The sequence below is a fragment of the Flavobacterium sp. NPDC079362 genome, from assembly GCF_050267765.1.
GTDB lineage: Bacteria > Bacteroidota > Bacteroidia > Flavobacteriales > Flavobacteriaceae > Flavobacterium > Flavobacterium azizsancarii.
Window position 1 is genome coordinate 78,329 of record NZ_JBNNFM010000017.1, and the last position, 14,948, is coordinate 93,276.

At 31.1% G+C, this 14,948-nt stretch carries 18 protein-coding genes; 2 read left to right on the forward strand and 16 right to left on the reverse strand.

Features of this window, described 5'->3' with window-relative positions; all coding sequences use genetic code 11:
* Positions 1-117: 117 nt before the first annotated feature.
* The 3 genes from ACQKCJ_RS15150 to ACQKCJ_RS15160 all read right to left on the reverse strand — a co-directional run bounded on the left by ACQKCJ_RS15150 (position 118) and on the right by ACQKCJ_RS15160 (position 1,892).
* A complete protein-coding gene (locus ACQKCJ_RS15150; RefSeq protein ID WP_271335835.1) occupies positions 118-555 on the reverse strand; it encodes a hypothetical protein in 438 nt (145 codons plus the stop codon).
* Between the two features lie 18 nt (positions 556-573).
* On the reverse strand, positions 574-1,296 hold the full coding sequence (locus ACQKCJ_RS15155) for a hypothetical protein (protein ID WP_271335836.1): 723 nt from the start codon (positions 1,294-1,296) through the stop codon (positions 574-576).
* A gap of 167 nt (positions 1,297-1,463) precedes the next feature.
* On the reverse strand, positions 1,464-1,892 hold the full coding sequence (locus ACQKCJ_RS15160) for a copper resistance protein NlpE N-terminal domain-containing protein (protein ID WP_271335837.1): 429 nt from the start codon (positions 1,890-1,892) through the stop codon (positions 1,464-1,466).
* A gap of 158 nt (positions 1,893-2,050) precedes the next feature.
* On the opposite strand from ACQKCJ_RS15160, the gene ACQKCJ_RS15165 reads away from it, so the two are divergent.
* The gene (locus ACQKCJ_RS15165; RefSeq protein ID WP_427402333.1) at positions 2,051-3,532 is read left to right on the forward strand and encodes a carboxypeptidase regulatory-like domain-containing protein; all 1,482 of its coding nucleotides are present in this window, start codon (positions 2,051-2,053) and stop codon (positions 3,530-3,532) included.
* 227 nt (positions 3,533-3,759) lie between these two features.
* Here the strand turns inward: ACQKCJ_RS15165 and ACQKCJ_RS15170 are convergent, their stop codons facing one another.
* The 4 genes from ACQKCJ_RS15170 to ACQKCJ_RS15185 form a co-directional block, all read right to left on the reverse strand.
* Entirely contained in the window at positions 3,760-4,416 is a 657-nt protein-coding gene (locus tag ACQKCJ_RS15170; protein ID WP_271335839.1) for a hypothetical protein, read from the reverse strand.
* Positions 4,417-4,458: 42 nt separating this feature from the next.
* A complete protein-coding gene (locus ACQKCJ_RS15175; protein ID WP_271335840.1) occupies positions 4,459-5,469 on the reverse strand; it encodes a hypothetical protein in 1,011 nt (336 codons plus the stop codon).
* Positions 5,470-5,608: 139 nt separating this feature from the next.
* Positions 5,609-6,115, reverse strand: coding sequence for a hypothetical protein (locus ACQKCJ_RS15180; RefSeq protein ID WP_271335841.1), 507 nt, complete (start codon positions 6,113-6,115; stop codon positions 5,609-5,611).
* Between the two features lies 1 nt (position 6,116).
* A complete protein-coding gene (locus ACQKCJ_RS15185) occupies positions 6,117-6,572 on the reverse strand; it encodes a hypothetical protein (protein ID WP_271335842.1) in 456 nt (151 codons plus the stop codon).
* A 782-nt stretch (positions 6,573-7,354) separates the two neighbouring features.
* Between ACQKCJ_RS15185 and prfA the strand changes: the two genes are divergently transcribed.
* The gene (prfA, locus tag ACQKCJ_RS15190) at positions 7,355-8,431 is read left to right on the forward strand and encodes a peptide chain release factor 1 (RefSeq protein WP_271335843.1); all 1,077 of its coding nucleotides are present in this window, start codon (positions 7,355-7,357) and stop codon (positions 8,429-8,431) included.
* A gap of 571 nt (positions 8,432-9,002) precedes the next feature.
* Here the strand turns inward: prfA and ACQKCJ_RS15195 are convergent.
* The 9 genes from ACQKCJ_RS15195 to ACQKCJ_RS15235 form a co-directional block, all read right to left on the reverse strand.
* Positions 9,003-9,362 (reverse strand): hypothetical protein, encoded by a 360-nt coding sequence (locus ACQKCJ_RS15195; protein ID WP_271335844.1) that lies wholly within the window; start codon positions 9,360-9,362, stop codon positions 9,003-9,005.
* Between the two features lie 23 nt (positions 9,363-9,385).
* Entirely contained in the window at positions 9,386-9,766 is a 381-nt protein-coding gene (locus ACQKCJ_RS15200) for a hypothetical protein (RefSeq protein WP_271335845.1), read from the reverse strand.
* A gap of 35 nt (positions 9,767-9,801) precedes the next feature.
* Positions 9,802-10,086, reverse strand: a complete 285-nt coding sequence (locus tag ACQKCJ_RS15205) for a YtxH domain-containing protein (protein ID WP_271335846.1) — start codon at positions 10,084-10,086, stop codon at positions 9,802-9,804.
* 51 nt (positions 10,087-10,137) lie between these two features.
* Positions 10,138-10,290, reverse strand: coding sequence for a lmo0937 family membrane protein (locus ACQKCJ_RS15210; protein WP_109746162.1), 153 nt, complete (start codon positions 10,288-10,290; stop codon positions 10,138-10,140).
* Positions 10,291-10,322: 32 nt separating this feature from the next.
* On the reverse strand, positions 10,323-10,970 hold the full coding sequence (locus tag ACQKCJ_RS15215) for a porin family protein (RefSeq protein ID WP_271335847.1): 648 nt from the start codon (positions 10,968-10,970) through the stop codon (positions 10,323-10,325).
* Positions 10,971-11,008: 38 nt separating this feature from the next.
* Complete coding sequence (locus ACQKCJ_RS15220) at positions 11,009-11,575, reverse strand: DUF4142 domain-containing protein (RefSeq protein WP_271335848.1); 567 nt, start codon at positions 11,573-11,575, stop codon at positions 11,009-11,011.
* A 411-nt stretch (positions 11,576-11,986) separates the two neighbouring features.
* Positions 11,987-13,771, reverse strand: a complete 1,785-nt coding sequence (locus ACQKCJ_RS15225) for a sensor histidine kinase (RefSeq protein WP_271335849.1) — start codon at positions 13,769-13,771, stop codon at positions 11,987-11,989.
* Between the two features lie 10 nt (positions 13,772-13,781).
* Positions 13,782-14,231: a response regulator gene (locus ACQKCJ_RS15230; RefSeq protein ID WP_271335850.1), complete on the reverse strand. Its 450-nt coding sequence runs from the start codon at positions 14,229-14,231 to the stop codon at positions 13,782-13,784.
* 20 nt (positions 14,232-14,251) lie between these two features.
* Complete coding sequence (locus ACQKCJ_RS15235; protein WP_271335851.1) at positions 14,252-14,803, reverse strand: helix-turn-helix domain-containing protein; 552 nt, start codon at positions 14,801-14,803, stop codon at positions 14,252-14,254.
* Between the last annotated feature and the right edge of the window lie 145 nt (positions 14,804-14,948).

Consider the following 14,948-nt stretch of genomic DNA (forward strand, 5'->3'; position numbering starts at 1 on the left):
CAGTCAAAAAATTGAAGTATAAAGCCAATATTGTTACTAAAGTTCAATTGAAAAAGGGTTGTTAAATTTTAAACTTCAGTCTGTTTGATACAAAAACTCGTTTTGTAAGCAGTTTTTTTATTGAACTTGTATTTTGTTAATTCTTTTTCTGAACAATAAAAATTGTATTGTGGTAAGCAACAAACCAATTGTTGAAAAAATGGCAAGCGTTGTCAAAATAGTAAAATTATGTAAGCGAATATCAATCAATACATTACTAATGATAAGGATAAAACAAAATAGTGGTATTCCTAAAAATGTTGAAAGTGACAGATAGAAATTATTTCTAATCTTTTCTACCAAATTTAGAAGAAGTACAAAAGAAGAAATAGCCATCGCAATAAAATATATAAATGCAAATCCCATATTTAATAACAGTTCTAAAATCTGGATCAATTTTTCGAATAAATTTCCATCCACCGTTTTTGTTGCTGCAATCACCATATTATAGATAAAAAATAATGCAACGCTTATCAGGAAATTAATTATCCAAAACTTAAATACAATTTTTTTCATTTTTTGTGAAGGTAGTTTTTAGTCCATTTTTTCGTCAAGATAAACAAAATCTCCTGTTTTCATTTTACCAAAAACTTCGGCTTTTAATAAAGGGTTGATGATGAACAAATAACCAACATAGTGTGGTTCTTTCTCTCCCGATGCAATCGTTTTATTCTCTTTATGAATTACTATTTTCATAGTTGTGCTTTCATCATCAAAAGCAGACACAAACCTTATAATTTTGTTTTTAGTGGTCCACTCATATATTGTAAAAGTTTCATTCCAATTATTCTTCAATTTTTTAGGCTTGCCATATTTTTTGACTAATTTGGTAATTAATCCATCACATTGTTTTGACGTAATTTCATCAGCAACAGCATTTATTACTTTTATTGTACCATTTATTGTTGTGGCTACATTAACCTTCTGGAACTGCTGATTTTCAAATACTGCCATTGTATCAATTGAGGTTGAACTTTTTTGACAATACTCTAAACCAATTGCTTTTTTATTTTCTGAATATTCATTTATATAAGTAGTGTCTTTTGCGACCAATTGAGAATGTACCGTTCCTTTTATTTCATAATAACCGTTATATTCTTTACTCTTGTTTTTCTCAGGATATAAGTCTAATATCTTGGTATCAAAATCAAAGCTTTCTAAGTTTAAAGGTTCTTCTCCAATGGGTTTGGTCTGTCCATAACAACTTGTAAACATTGCAGTGCTTAATAAAAGAAGTATTGTAATAATATTTTTCATTTCTGGTTTATGTTTATTTTATTACGGTCGTTCATAAAATTATTGTTAATTTATATGTATGCAAAACAAAGTCTCCCGTTTACACAAAGATTGATTTTTTCCTGTTATAAAAAAGCCACAAAAAGTTTTTCTTGTGGCTTTTTTTTACTGATGACAAATTGAATTATTTATACTTTAAAAACATCGATTCTTTCCATCCAGTCAATTCCTGATTCTAAAAACTGAAGTTTTGTTTTTACTATTTTGTCACTTTTGTCTCTTGGATTTTTGGTTATGAATCTTGCCATTGATTTATTAAAATCCAGCGTATATTTTTCATCAAAATCTTCATTTTTGTTAGAAGAAAAAGTAATCATATTATCTTTTGCACTCCATTTTCCCTTTCCGTATTTATTGACTTCCGGTGGAGTTCCGCCCTGCATTTTCGAATACGAATGAAATTCGAATGTTCCGTCCTGATTTAAGGTCAGTTTATATTCTATGATATGTTTTCCTTCTTCGTCTAGTGAACGCGTATAATTGCCAGCGAAATTGTTCGATTGTGCGAATATTGTTAGATTGAAAATTAAAAATAAGGTTGTTAGTAATAGTCTCATTAGTTTGGTTTTTTGTTGGTTAAAAAAAAGAATCAAAAGGTTTTATCAAAAGTAATTGGTTTGAATTTAAGTTCATTACGTGAAGCCGTAAAAAAATGTCTATTAATTACCCTAGTTTTGAAATTAGCAAAAATGCGAACTAATTAACCTCAAAACCTATGACAAAACATTACACAATTGAATTTTTTAAATTTGAAAAATTAAGCAAGATCCTGTTCTTATTTCTATCACTATTTGCTTTAACTACTTCATGCAATAAAGATGACGCTCCAGATGTAATAAAACCATCTCCTGGTACAGTAAAAGGAAATATAACTACAGTAGAAAATGGTGATTATCTTGTAGGCGTAACTGTAATTTTAAAACAAACAGGTCAGGAAGATAAAAGTGCTACTGTTGGAGCTGATGGTAATTTTACATTTAGCAACATACCAGCAGGAACCATTAGTTTGGTAAGTTCCTTTCCTTTGTATATTAGTCAAACTACTCCAGCTGTTGTACTAGCCGGACAGACAATAAATGTATCGGTAATTATGGGAGGTGATCCTTCCCTAAAGACCCTAATACCAGATGCTAAATTTGAAGAAGTATTAATTAAATATGGGTATGATGTTGCCCCTGTTGACGGAAGTATACCAACTTATAAAATTAGTAAGGTTAAAGAGTTGAATATAAATGATTCAGGCATTGCAGATCTCACAGGGATTCAGGATTTTAAAGCTTTAGAAAGTTTCTTTTATTCAAACTTATACACTACTTCTAATATAAGATTAACATCATTAGACCTTTCTAAAAATCTTGCCTTAAAAGAAATAAATGTTTCATACAACAAAATAACGACAATAAATATTTCTAAAAATACCGCTTTAGAAATATTAAAAATTAGTGATAATTTAATCGCCAATTTAGATCTTTCAAATCTTACTGCTTTGACTACATTACAATGTAGCAAAAATCCGCTAACTACTTTAGATCTCTCTAAGAATACTTTATTAAAAGAATTAAGTTTCAGTGGTAATATTACTACTATAGATTTATCTAAAAATACAGCACTATTAAAGCTATTTAGCGAAGGTGGTAAATTGAATGCGTTAGATGTTTCTAAAAATACTGCTTTAGAAGTCTTATGGACAGAGAACAACAATCTAACTACGCTAGACCTTTCTAAAAATGCAGCTCTAAAAAATCTATCTTGTGATGGCAATAATCTAACAACCTTAGATTTGAGTGCGAACACACTTTTATTTATGATTACATGTAGTGGAAACAAAATAACGACATTAAATGTTAGTAAAAATGTCAACCTTGTAACATTATATTGTCCAAACAATCTTATTTCTGGTTTGGATTTGAGCAACAATCCAAAACTAACCAATTTTCATTGTCCTTATAATAAATTGATTTCTTTAGATCTTTCTAAAAATCCGCTTGTTGCGGCGGTAGAGGGAAATTATTTTGCTTGTAATAACAATCTATTAACTATATTAAATTTAAAAAATGGTAATAACAAAAAAATTAATGGAATTAATTTATTAGATAACGCGCCTACTCTTAAAATAATAGTAGATGATGTAGAGTATTCAAATGCTAATTGGAAACCAAATAAAGATACAAGTGCTACTTATATAAGTTCTCTTTAATACAACGATTATATCTTATCGAAGAACGCAAAGTTGTAAAAGCTTGTTCAAAGATTTCATTATTTTATAAAAGCTACCGGAATTATTTTCTGGTAGCTTTTTTTATTTTGCCTAAAGTTTATTGCAATAATATGATTTTATTTCTTTGTGGTTTATTGAAGTGGGCATGAAGTCGGGAGACTTCGCCACGGCGATCGCAGAGCGGGGAGTTTTTTACCCAAGAATGACTATTGCACTGATTTAAAAGATTTAATAAAATTGTAGCTTAGAATATAACCTAAATCTTCGCTTTGATAGTTGATACCAGCCGTATACAAATGGTTGTTTATATAAGAACTGTAAAATTCCTGAGTTAAAATTAGTACGTCAGTTTTAGGATGATACAGATGAACTAAAATTTTATTAAAGTCATATTTACCTAGTTTTAAATCACTTTTTGCAATGTCATATTTTATTCCTTTACCAGAATAGGTTTCATCCAGTAATTTAAGCATAAAAGCTTTGTATTCATCAAACGTCATCTTTTTTTTACCGATTAAAGACTCGTAGTTGGCGCTGAAAATATTGAATTTGTCTTTTTCAAAACTGATTAAAGTTGTACTAGTTCGGGTAATATTTTTTCCTTCTGTGGCATGTTCCTTCATAGCTTCGTAACCTTTGTCTTCTAATTCTTTTGCTCTTTCTTTTGATGTTATTATAAAGCCTTCGGGAATTTCAATTTGCCAATCGAATAAGTTGCATTTGTACTTGCCGTCTTCAATTTTTCCGTCTTCGTGATCTATTATCTCTTCCTTAATCGAAGAAGAATTAACTAGGTTTTGTTGGCAAAAGGAATGCAACGGAAAAAGCGTTAGTAATAAAAGGTTAAAGTATAGTTTTTTCATGATGTTTTTAGTTCGTTTATTTTGGAATTTTGGTGATGTTAATTACAAATCCTGATTTTCTATTGATTTTTGTATTCCAAATATTCCTGCCAGAATCATTATTAGTCCGAAAAAGCCAAATATAACAAAGTTCCAATATTTACGATCTGATTGAATAGTATTTACATCCGATAATTTTAAGTAATCTTTTTTTGATGATTTTAAACTAACAATGTTAATGTTTTCATTAAAAAAATATTTGTCAGCAAATGATAAGGAGTCTACTTTAATTAATTTTCGTTTATATTCGGATTTATTAATTCCAATAAATATAGAATCTCCTACTTTTATCTTATCCATTAAATCGTTTCTAGAAGTAGCATTTATCTCGTTGCCATTTATTATGAAGTTTAAATTAGGGTAGTTTTCTACATTAATCTTGATATAGCTATTTTTATTTTTAATGTATTGAATATGTTCTGAAGTTTTATCACCAAAAACAATAATATCTTGGACGTTGATATCTTTAACTTGTGATGAATTGTAAGCACCGAAAAGGAATAAAAACCCTATTAGTAATAAGAACAAAGCTACTTTTAAACCGAATTTTTGTTCCGTTAATTCTTCGATCTTGAAATTTCGAACTTTGTTTCTTGTAAGTTCATTTTTTAGTTCGAAATAATTATCATAAATACTGCTTGAAATTTTTATTTTTTCACCAGTTTTAATATACAATGTTAAGGTTTCCCATTTTTCATATCTTCCTTTATGTTGTTTTTGGGTGCAACTTTCCACATCATTCAGATTATAATTTTTTATTACTTTTCCATATAACGTAACAGTTAAATTGTTGTTTGCAATACAAAAGGATTTTATTGAAATTAGATTATAACTACAAATTAAAGAGATAATTATAAATACGATGGATAAAATAAGGCAGATGTTTCTTGAATGATTTTCGGGCGTATATTTAGTAAAACAGAATATGGCTAGAGATAAAAAGGCTAAAATCCCTAAAACATAATATGTCCAATATTCTTTTTTCTTTATTGATGTCAAATATGTTTCTGCCAATGTATTTTTTTTTAGGTTGTCATAAGGCTTGCGCCAATTAGGAATGTCAGCTTTTTAGACTCTACAGGTGTGATTATGATTTTTAAGAAGAAATACTTCGTAGTCAGGGGGTCGTAGTTGCACTAATAGTATGGTTTTGCTAATAATTTAGTTTTGTGTTTTTAACGATAAAATCAATTGCCAATTTTACTTTTTCAGGTTTAGTCAAAGTCAAAATCTTTTTTTTATTAGTTTTATTTTCGTCAGCCGTAAATATATTAAAACAACGTATCGAATAGTTTAAATCCGGCTCCCAATTACGTAATGCTTTTATGTTGTAAGTATACGCATAATTAGTTGAAAGGTTTCCTTGGGTCACAAAAAGTTGTTGAAAATCTGAGATCTCGATAAGGGTTTTTCGAAGCTTGAATCCAAATAAAAAAACTACATTATAAAGTTTATGGTTTTCTATAAATAAACCTTTCTTGGTAAATAAGATCGAAATGAAGATTGCAGTCAAAAAAAATAAAATGATCTCAAAACTATAATAAGATTTAAAATCAACCGAGTTAACCATTCCCAAAAACATCATTCCCGTGACAAAAGTCAAAGCAATTAAATTTTGAAATTGTTTGAAATCTAAATTTCTTTCCAGAATAATTTTCATTTTATAAATCCTGATTTACATATATTACTTTCATGTTTTTGTAGTTTGGATATTTTTGTTTGTTGATTTCTAAACAAGCAAAAGTTGCAGCTGCTTCGCCTACAGCACCAGTAGTAAAATCTACTTTGTATTTTATAAGTAAGGTATCATTTTTAATTTTCGGTGTGCAATCACCTATATCTACATAGATTCCGCCGCCGCCAACTATAAATAAAAACTGTGCAGTTTCTTTGTATAAACTATCCAGATTTCTTTTGTCGAGTGCTGAACCAAAATTAAGTTTTGTCTTCAGGGCATCTTCTTTGTTATCAATCCATTTGCTGTAGTTGAGGGAGTCGTTATATTGAAACTGATCAAATTCGCAGGAATACAATTTAAAATCCTGATTTTCGCTTTTGCAGCTAGTCATAATACCTATTAAAAAGACTATTATTCCCAATGTAAAATTGTTTTTCATAAACTGTTTCTAAATGCTGTTCGAACTTTAAATTTAAGACTTTTTGTATTTTGTGAAGTTATTCAAATTTAAAATAGCGACAATAGGAATCTAGCTTTTTCGAATTTACAGATATGATTACGATTTTAAGCAGCAATACTTCGTAATCGGGTGGAAACAGACTGCGGCTGGATTTCCTTAAAATTTTCATTAGTCAACGAGTCTATAAAATGAGTTTTCATTTTTTAAATATTATGCCTAACTGCGACAACAATCTCCAGATGATTGTCATAGTCTGGGTTAATAAATAATTGTGTACCATTTTCAAGAAGAACTGTACTTTCAAAATAACCTATAGTAATTTGTCCTAACTCACTATAAAATCCTTGAATGCGTTCTGTTTGAATACTTACAATTGACGAAAAAGGAATAAATTCTACCTTACCTGAAACTAAAGTTGTTTTTTGTAAACCATCTTCTACAACAATAATTTCATTAACCGTGCGAAGTTTAAGAATGTGGAGGAATATACTTAATGCTAAAAATAGAATTGATCCTAAAACTACTTTGTAATCTTCATTTCTAAAACCACTGAAAAGGATATAAAACCCCTAGCCCTGATAGAAGTGAAAATCCTTTTGTGCCGGAGTTCGGAACAAAAGATTGTAACGGATAGCAGGAAACAGGCTCCTAAAAACAATCACAATCCCACTAAATTTCCCCCTCAAAAAACACAATAAATCAATAATAGAATTTTAAACAAAAATTTCGTAAATTTGCACTCCAATAAAAGGAATTAGAAAATGTTAGATAGACTTCAAATAGTAAAACAACGTTTCGACGAGATTTCAGACTTAATTATCCAGCCGGATGTTATTTCTGATCAGAAACGTTATGTGCAATTGAATCAAGAGTACAAAAACCTGAAAGCATTGGCTGAAAAGCGTGATGAATATGTGCTTTTGATGGCTAATATAGATGAGGCAAACGAAATTATTGCGGATGGAAGTGATGCAGATATGACCGAAATGGCCAAAATGCAACTAGATGAAGCAAAACAAAGATTGCCAGAACTTGAGGAAGAAATCAAGTTTATGTTGATCCCTAAAGATCCAGAAGATGCTAAAAACGTGATGGTCGAGATTCGTGCCGGAACGGGTGGGGATGAAGCGAGTATCTTTGCAGGAGATTTATTTAGAATGTATACAAAGTATTGCGAGAACCAAGGATGGAGAACATCTGTGGTTGATATGAACGAAGGAACTTCTGGAGGTTTCAAAGAGGTTATTTTTGAGGTATCCGGAGAGGATGTTTACGGAACTTTGAAGTTTGAAGCCGGAGTACACCGTGTACAACGTGTTCCTCAGACAGAAACTCAGGGTCGTGTGCATACATCTGCAGCAACGGTAATGGTTTTGCCGGAAGCGGAAGAGTTTGATGTACAAATTGATATGAACGATGTTCGTGTTGATTTCTTCTGTTCATCAGGACCTGGCGGACAATCTGTAAATACTACGAAATCTGCGGTACGTTTAACGCACATTCCTACGGGATTAGTGGCGCAGTGTCAGGATCAGAAATCACAGCATAAAAACAAAGATAAAGCCTTAACGGTTTTACGTTCTCGTTTATACGAACAAGAATTGGCGAAGAAAGAGGCCGAAGATGCTACAAAACGTACATCTCAGGTAAGTTCTGGAGACAGATCTGCTAAGATTCGTACTTACAACTACGCACAAGGTCGTGTGACAGATCACAGAGTTGGTTTGACATTATACGATTTAGGAAATATTATGAATGGTGACATTCAGAAAATTGTTGCCGAGTTACAATTGGTAAACAATATGGAGAAATTGAAAGAAGCTTCGGAAGTTTTCTAAAGAAGGTTCAAAGGTTCAAAGGTTTTAGGGAGGCAAAGCAAATGTGTCTTTTAGGAGTTCTTTAAATTATAAAAACAGCCTGTTTCACTTGTGTGAAACAGGCTGTTTTTTTGTTCGAATGATTTGATTTTTGTTATCTTTTTTACTTAGATATTCATCAACGAAAAAACCATAGAGAAAAAGAAGTGAAGTCTTATTATACGATTACAAAGAAACCTTTGTCGCTTTGAACCTTAGTTCCTTTGCACTTCTAAAGAAAAAGAGACTATCTCAGATATGAAATAGTCTCTTTTTTGGTTCAGTAATAAGTCTTATTTTAGACTTGCAAAGAAACCTTTGCGCCTTTGTAACTTAGTACCTTTGAACCTTAATAAAAAAATATATAGTGAAGGATATTAACTGTTTAACCGTTTGTTTATAAAACGTATAAAGCAAGTTAGATACCTAGAAATACTCTCGTATATTCAAAACATTTATATAGATTTGAGTACATGTACACACCATTTTTTAATACTATTTCGCTAAGCTTTTCCATAATATATAATTTTTAGTTAGACAATTACTCTTTTGATTATTCTTTTTGTGATGATTCCTCGTTTGGGGATTCATGATGTGGTTTAGAAACTAAATTAGTAACGACAAGTTGCAATAGCGATCCAAAAATGCCTTTGAACATCGAAGTGCTTTTACCTACAACAAATCTTTTTGCGAGGTAACCTATCCCGATGCTTATGGCAGATTGTGCCAGATTGCTTTTGAAACCTACTGTTTCGTTGATTTCTTCAACGGTATTCCTGATGAGGTTAAGAGGTTTTAAGTTGTGCTTAATTTCATCGATTTCATCCTTAATGGCGCACCACTCGGCGTCCTGTCGATCTTCTAATAAACGTATCTTCTGATCTAATGAATCAAGTGTATAAATAGTTTCCATAACAGTCTTTTTTAGTTTTTCGATTAATTTGAATCAGATTTAATGTCTTTTTTAGTTTCTTTAAGAATACTGGAAACAATCATGTTTCCAATAGGAGTTTTAATAAGCTTATGCTGCGCCTTGTGCATGACAATGGCAACAATGAGGTAAAATAATGCCACGGCAAAAAAACCGTAATAATACTCTCCAAGTACTTTTCCAAGCCATAAACTAATCCCAATGTTCAGGAACAAGGTAAAAAATGCAACAACAGCGCCAACTGCTATTCTTGATGTTAATGTTGATAAGACATCTGCTGTGGCTGATACCGTTTTGAGTTTAATTAACTCTAAACTCGTTTTGGTATAGTTTTCTGCTTTTTCATAAAGATTTAAGTTCTCGTTTGTTGTTGCATCTGATTCCATGATAGAGGGTATTTATGATTTAAAAATTTCACTTCTTAGTAGTTCGTTTTTACATTTTTTGCTTCATCTTTGACAGCATTAAAATCTTCTTTTGCCTGGTTGAATTTTGCTTTTCCTTCTTCGATGATTTCTTTACCATTTGAAGAAAGAGTACTAACGATACCGTCAAGTTTTGATTTTAAATCATCTCCGTAATCTTTCGATTTATCTTTGATTTTTTTTCTAGTGTTTGATCCTTTGTCCGGTGCGAATAATACACCTAAAAACGCTCCTGCAGCTGCAGCTCCTAAAATTCCTAAAATTGTGTTACTTGCTTTCATAATATTTGATTTAGTGATTAATATAATTATTATTTATAATGTTGATTTTTTTTAAACTTCACGACCTTTGATAAGTCTGAATAGTATTGCGATAATGGCAATGACTAATAATATATGAATGATACTTCCTAAGCTATAAACAAAGAACCCAAGAGCCCAAAGAATAACCAGAATTACTGCGATTGTATATAATAAATTAGACATGGTTTTTATATTAAGGGGTTAATAATTGTTTTCTAGTTTAACTTGTATGATAAGTATACAGTCAGGTTGCTGTTTTTTGCATCCGGAAATGTATAAGTTGTTCCTGTTATTGCATCAGTTCTTTCTTTACCAACATTTGTTAATCCGTAGTTGTAACGTACACCAATACTGATTGGGTCAAAATCTACTCCAACACCTGCTGCAATACCAGCATCAAACTTGTTGAGGTCATCTCTGTCAATGTCTTGTTCAAAACTAACATCTCCGCTACCAGTTACTTTAGAACTTACTAAATATGAAGCATAACCACCGGCATGAATATTAAAGTTTTTAGTAATATTTACTCTTACTAATAAAGGAACTTCGATATAATTAAGTTTGAATTTTGCGTCTCCAGAAAGTAAAGCACTGTCATATTCTAATTTTGCACCCTTTGTAGTGAACAAAATCTCTGGTTGAATGGCGATATAATCAGAAATAGGTAATGTTGCATAAACCCCGGCGTTAAATCCGTATAATACATTATTGTCATCAGCATTGCTTTGATATAGGTTCGACATATTGAATCCTCCCTTTATACCAAATTCTGTGTTTACATTATTGTCCTGAGCGTGTAGCATTCCAAATGAAGCTGTTAAAAAAAGTGTTAAGGCGCATAAAAAATTTGATTGCATTTTCATAGTTAAAATAATTTAGTTAATAATAGATATATAGGCATTTAAATAATCTCGTTGTTGATCCTTTGCATTTCGCGTAAGATCTGATATTGTTCAGGTAAATAGTGCAATACAATTTTTAGTATTTCCTTGTCGTTCGTCTCTTTCGAAATTGATTCAAACAGATTAATTTGTTCTTTTAAAGATTCAGCCATAGAAGTCAAATAAATTTTGTTAAAACTTGTAATGTTAGAATCGATCAAATCGTATAAATCTCTTTTGTGTGTTGCATTTATTTCAGTAATAATAATGAGCTTTTTATTGGCTAATTTTGAAACTTCCTGTAACAATTCTGTTTGTTCGATCTCTGTTTTTCGACTTAAATCCTGTATCGCAAAATCTGAACTTTTTTGTTGTGCAATTTGGCTTTTTGAAATAATTGATTTAGTCACATTTGCTGTTGCAATAAAAAAGAAAGCTTCGATTTCTTCTTTTTCCGTTTTTACAAAAGCTTCACTTTTTAATGAATTTTCTATTGGATTGGTTTTCTTGCATGATGAAATACAAACTAAAATTATCAATAAAAAAAATCTAAAAAATATCGCTTTCAATTGGGGCGCTGCTTTCATTATTACTTCATAAAGTATTACATTACAAAGATGCTAACGAATCATACGTTTTGCTTTACAGCATAAAAACGAATGTTTATATAATTCCCATAATGAGATTATTTGCGCTTTCAGTTCTTTGTTTTACAGGTAATTATTGAAGAAAAATTTGTCCATAAAAAAAGGAAACCATCAGTTCGACTGATGGCTTCCTTTTATATTTTTTTATAATAAAGTAAAATTCTTTTTCTTACAGATTTTTTTTTGGGGAGTTTTCAGTCTCAGTAATCAGCCTCAGTGATCAGTATTTAGTCTCAGTAATCAGTGTCAGTAATCAGTCTCAGTGATCAGTTTAAAATTGTGACTGTAAGCTGTGACTGCAATTTTTTTTTAAACTGTAAACTGCGACAGTAAACTGTAAACTAAAAAAAACTACTCCGGAAGAAACACTGTAAAAACCGAACCTTTATTAGGTGTACTATCGGCTATAATATGACCTTTGTGATTGTCTACGATTTTTTTGCAAATCGCCAGGCCAATTCCGGTTCCGGGATAATCTGTTTTAGAGTGCAAACGCTGAAACAAAACAAATATGGTTTCCTTGAACTGAGGATCAAACCCCATTCCGTTATCAGTAAAGGTAATTTTATGAAATTTCTTTACATTGGGCTCTAATAAATCCGGATAATCTGCCGAGTTTACTTTTTCACTTTCAATCTTAATTTCAGGTACCGTATCCGGTTGACTGTATTTTAAGGAATTTCCAATCAGGTTTATGAAAAGCTGTTCGATTTGGTACGGAATAACCGCCAGCTTAGGCAATTTAGAAACTGTAATAACAGCTTTCTTTTCTTCGATGATTTCAGCCAGTTCAGATTCGGCATTTTCAAGAAGTTCATTTAAGCTTAGTTTTATAAACTCTTTTTTGGTTGTATTCGTTCTCGAGAATAAAAGTAAGTCGTCTATTAAAACACGCATCCTTTTTGCCGAAACTTCTATTTTAGAAATATAAGCTTTGGCACTTTCAGATAAAACCGCTTTATCGGCTTCAGAAATTCGGGATACAAAAGTTTGTATTTTTCTAAGAGGTTCCTGCAAATCATGACTTGCAACATGATTAAATGACGCCAGTTCTTTATTGCTTTTTTCTAATTCTCTGTTACGTTCCTGAAGTTCGATGTTCAGTAAATGTTCATCGGTAATATCAAAATTAATTCCAAGTAAAATTTTGCTTCCTTGTTGATCCGTCAAAAGTTTTCCGGTAGATTTAAAATATCTTATTTCATAATCCGGACGTGTAATTTTATAGTAAACAAATGGTAGTTGTTTTTTCTCGACAATGTTTTCCATAGATTTCGCTACCTTTTCTTTGTCATCAGGATGTACAAACTCAAGAAAAGTTTCTTTTACAGGCACAAACGCATTTGGCTCATAACCCAGTAAACGATATTGATTGTCTGAATAATCGATTTTGTCAGAATCTAAATCCCATTGCCAGGTGCTGAATTTACCAATGCTTTCAGATTCAGCCATTAGTCCGCTCGAAATCAAAAGTTTTTTATTGTAGATTTTCAAACGTTCAAAATCACGGCTAATTTGTCTGTAAGCCAACAGAATAAAAAGTAACGCAACCAAAAACAGGGAAATAGAAAATAGGGGACTCAAGGAAATTTCTGCAGCATAAATCTTAAGTCTTTTTGCCAGATAATTTTTCTCGATATCGTTCATTTCGTCCACCTGAAAACGAATGTTTTCCATCAGGATTCGACCACCAAACATATGATTGTCGAGTTTTCGCTTATCATATGTTTTAGGATCGCTGTATTTTAGACAATTTTCAAAAGAAACAAAACGCTGAATAATTAGCTTAAATAATTTTTCAAGATTTTTTTGCTGTTTCGGATTGTCCGTAGTAAGTTTTTTTAAGGTAATAAATGAAGTGTTTACTTTATCACGCGAATAAATATAAGGCGTCAAAAATCGTGCATTTCGTGTAATTATATAACCACGCTGCCCTGTTTCAGCATCCTTAATCGCCGACATTAATCGCTCTAATTGAATGTTTATTTCGTACGTATGCATTACAACTTTGCTGGATTCGTCTAAATCCTTATTGTGTTTGTAAGCAATAGATGAAAGAAATAACAGAATGAAAACCGCGATTACAAAAATAACTCTCAATGAGTTTGAAGAATTAAAATTTGGTATCCATTTCATTGGTATGCTATTATTTTAATCGAAGCAGAAAATTATCACGGTTTAACCCAGAGGTATGGTAGTGCCAGTTTACTGTAACGACTTCATTAATTATTTTTTTAAGCGTGTTAAAATCGCTTGGTTTTTTGATATAAATATTGGCACCCTGAATAAAAGTATCCTCAATATCCTCTTCTGATGATGAAGTAGAATAAATGGCAATAATAATATTTTTAAGGTGTTCCGTTTTTTTAATTTCGATCAAACATTCTTTACCTGTTTTTTTAGGCATATTCAAATCCAGAAACAATATATCGGGTAATTTCGCATTTGGATCCATCAAATGCTCCATTAATTGCATTCCGTCATGAACAAAGTCTACTTTTGTCTGAATTTTTATTTCTTCAAAAGCATCCTTAAAAAAAAGACGATCATCTTCATCATCATCAGCCAATAAAATGTATAATGCGTTTTTTTGCATTTTAGTGTGGTATTTGGGTTTTATTTTAAATTTTCTCTACGTTTCTTAATTATCCTCTGAAAAGCCGATGGCGTAATTCCGGTTGTATTCTTAAACTGAGTACTCAAATGCGCAACACTCGAGTAGTTAAGTAAAAAAGCAATTTCGGTCAAACTCATTTCATTAATAATAATTAATTGTTTGGCTCTTTCAATTTTCTGTAAAATGATAAAATTTTCGATAGACGAGTAAGTCACTTCCGAAAAAACATTTGATAAATAGCCGTAACTGTGGTTTAATTTCTCTGCTAGAAACACAGAACTTTTATAATTATTGCTGTCTTCCATGAAAACAAGCTCGATTATAGCGTCTTTTATTTTTTGAACCAGAACACTTTTCTGATTTTCAACAACTTCAAAACCACAAGGCAATAAATTATTTTTTAAAGTCTCGAGTGCATCAGCATCTATATTGTCAGCAATTTCTATCTCGCCAAATCCCAGAGTTGTAAAATTAACATTTTGTTGTTCCAGGTTTTGTTTCAAAAAAAGTGAGCAAATAGTGTTGATGTCGAACTTTATAAATAGTTTCATTTTATAGAAATTTTGTTAAAGATAATTAATTTATTTTTGGTTACAGAGTTTAATGCTTGCAAGCAATGAAGCATATGAATGAATTTAAATAAAAGTCTCAAAAAAATACCGCCTAATATTGTTGTACTAGACGGTATTTGTAGTT

Coding starts and splice junctions, on each gene's coding strand:
- ACQKCJ_RS15150 (WP_271335835.1), bottom strand. CDS start 555: ATGAAAAAAATTGTATTTAAGTTTTGGATAATTAATTTCCTGATAAGC.
- ACQKCJ_RS15155 (WP_271335836.1), bottom strand. CDS start 1,296: ATGAAAAATATTATTACAATACTTCTTTTATTAAGCACTGCAATGTTT.
- ACQKCJ_RS15160 (WP_271335837.1), bottom strand. CDS start 1,892: ATGAGACTATTACTAACAACCTTATTTTTAATTTTCAATCTAACAATA.
- ACQKCJ_RS15165 (WP_427402333.1), top strand. CDS start 2,051: ATGACAAAACATTACACAATTGAATTTTTTAAATTTGAAAAATTAAGC.
- ACQKCJ_RS15170 (WP_271335839.1), bottom strand. CDS start 4,416: ATGAAAAAACTATACTTTAACCTTTTATTACTAACGCTTTTTCCGTTG.
- ACQKCJ_RS15180 (WP_271335841.1), bottom strand. CDS start 6,115: ATGAAAATTATTCTGGAAAGAAATTTAGATTTCAAACAATTTCAAAAT.
- ACQKCJ_RS15185 (WP_271335842.1), bottom strand. CDS start 6,572: ATGAAAAACAATTTTACATTGGGAATAATAGTCTTTTTAATAGGTATT.
- prfA (WP_271335843.1), top strand. CDS start 7,355: ATGTTAGATAGACTTCAAATAGTAAAACAACGTTTCGACGAGATTTCA.
- ACQKCJ_RS15195 (WP_271335844.1), bottom strand. CDS start 9,362: ATGGAAACTATTTATACACTTGATTCATTAGATCAGAAGATACGTTTA.
- ACQKCJ_RS15200 (WP_271335845.1), bottom strand. CDS start 9,766: ATGGAATCAGATGCAACAACAAACGAGAACTTAAATCTTTATGAAAAA.
- ACQKCJ_RS15205 (WP_271335846.1), bottom strand. CDS start 10,086: ATGAAAGCAAGTAACACAATTTTAGGAATTTTAGGAGCTGCAGCTGCA.
- ACQKCJ_RS15210 (WP_109746162.1), bottom strand. CDS start 10,290: ATGTCTAATTTATTATATACAATCGCAGTAATTCTGGTTATTCTTTGG.
- ACQKCJ_RS15215 (WP_271335847.1), bottom strand. CDS start 10,970: ATGAAAATGCAATCAAATTTTTTATGCGCCTTAACACTTTTTTTAACA.
- ACQKCJ_RS15220 (WP_271335848.1), bottom strand. CDS start 11,575: ATGAAAGCAGCGCCCCAATTGAAAGCGATATTTTTTAGATTTTTTTTA.
- ACQKCJ_RS15225 (WP_271335849.1), bottom strand. CDS start 13,771: ATGAAATGGATACCAAATTTTAATTCTTCAAACTCATTGAGAGTTATT.
- ACQKCJ_RS15230 (WP_271335850.1), bottom strand. CDS start 14,231: ATGCAAAAAAACGCATTATACATTTTATTGGCTGATGATGATGAAGAT.
- ACQKCJ_RS15235 (WP_271335851.1), bottom strand. CDS start 14,803: ATGAAACTATTTATAAAGTTCGACATCAACACTATTTGCTCACTTTTT.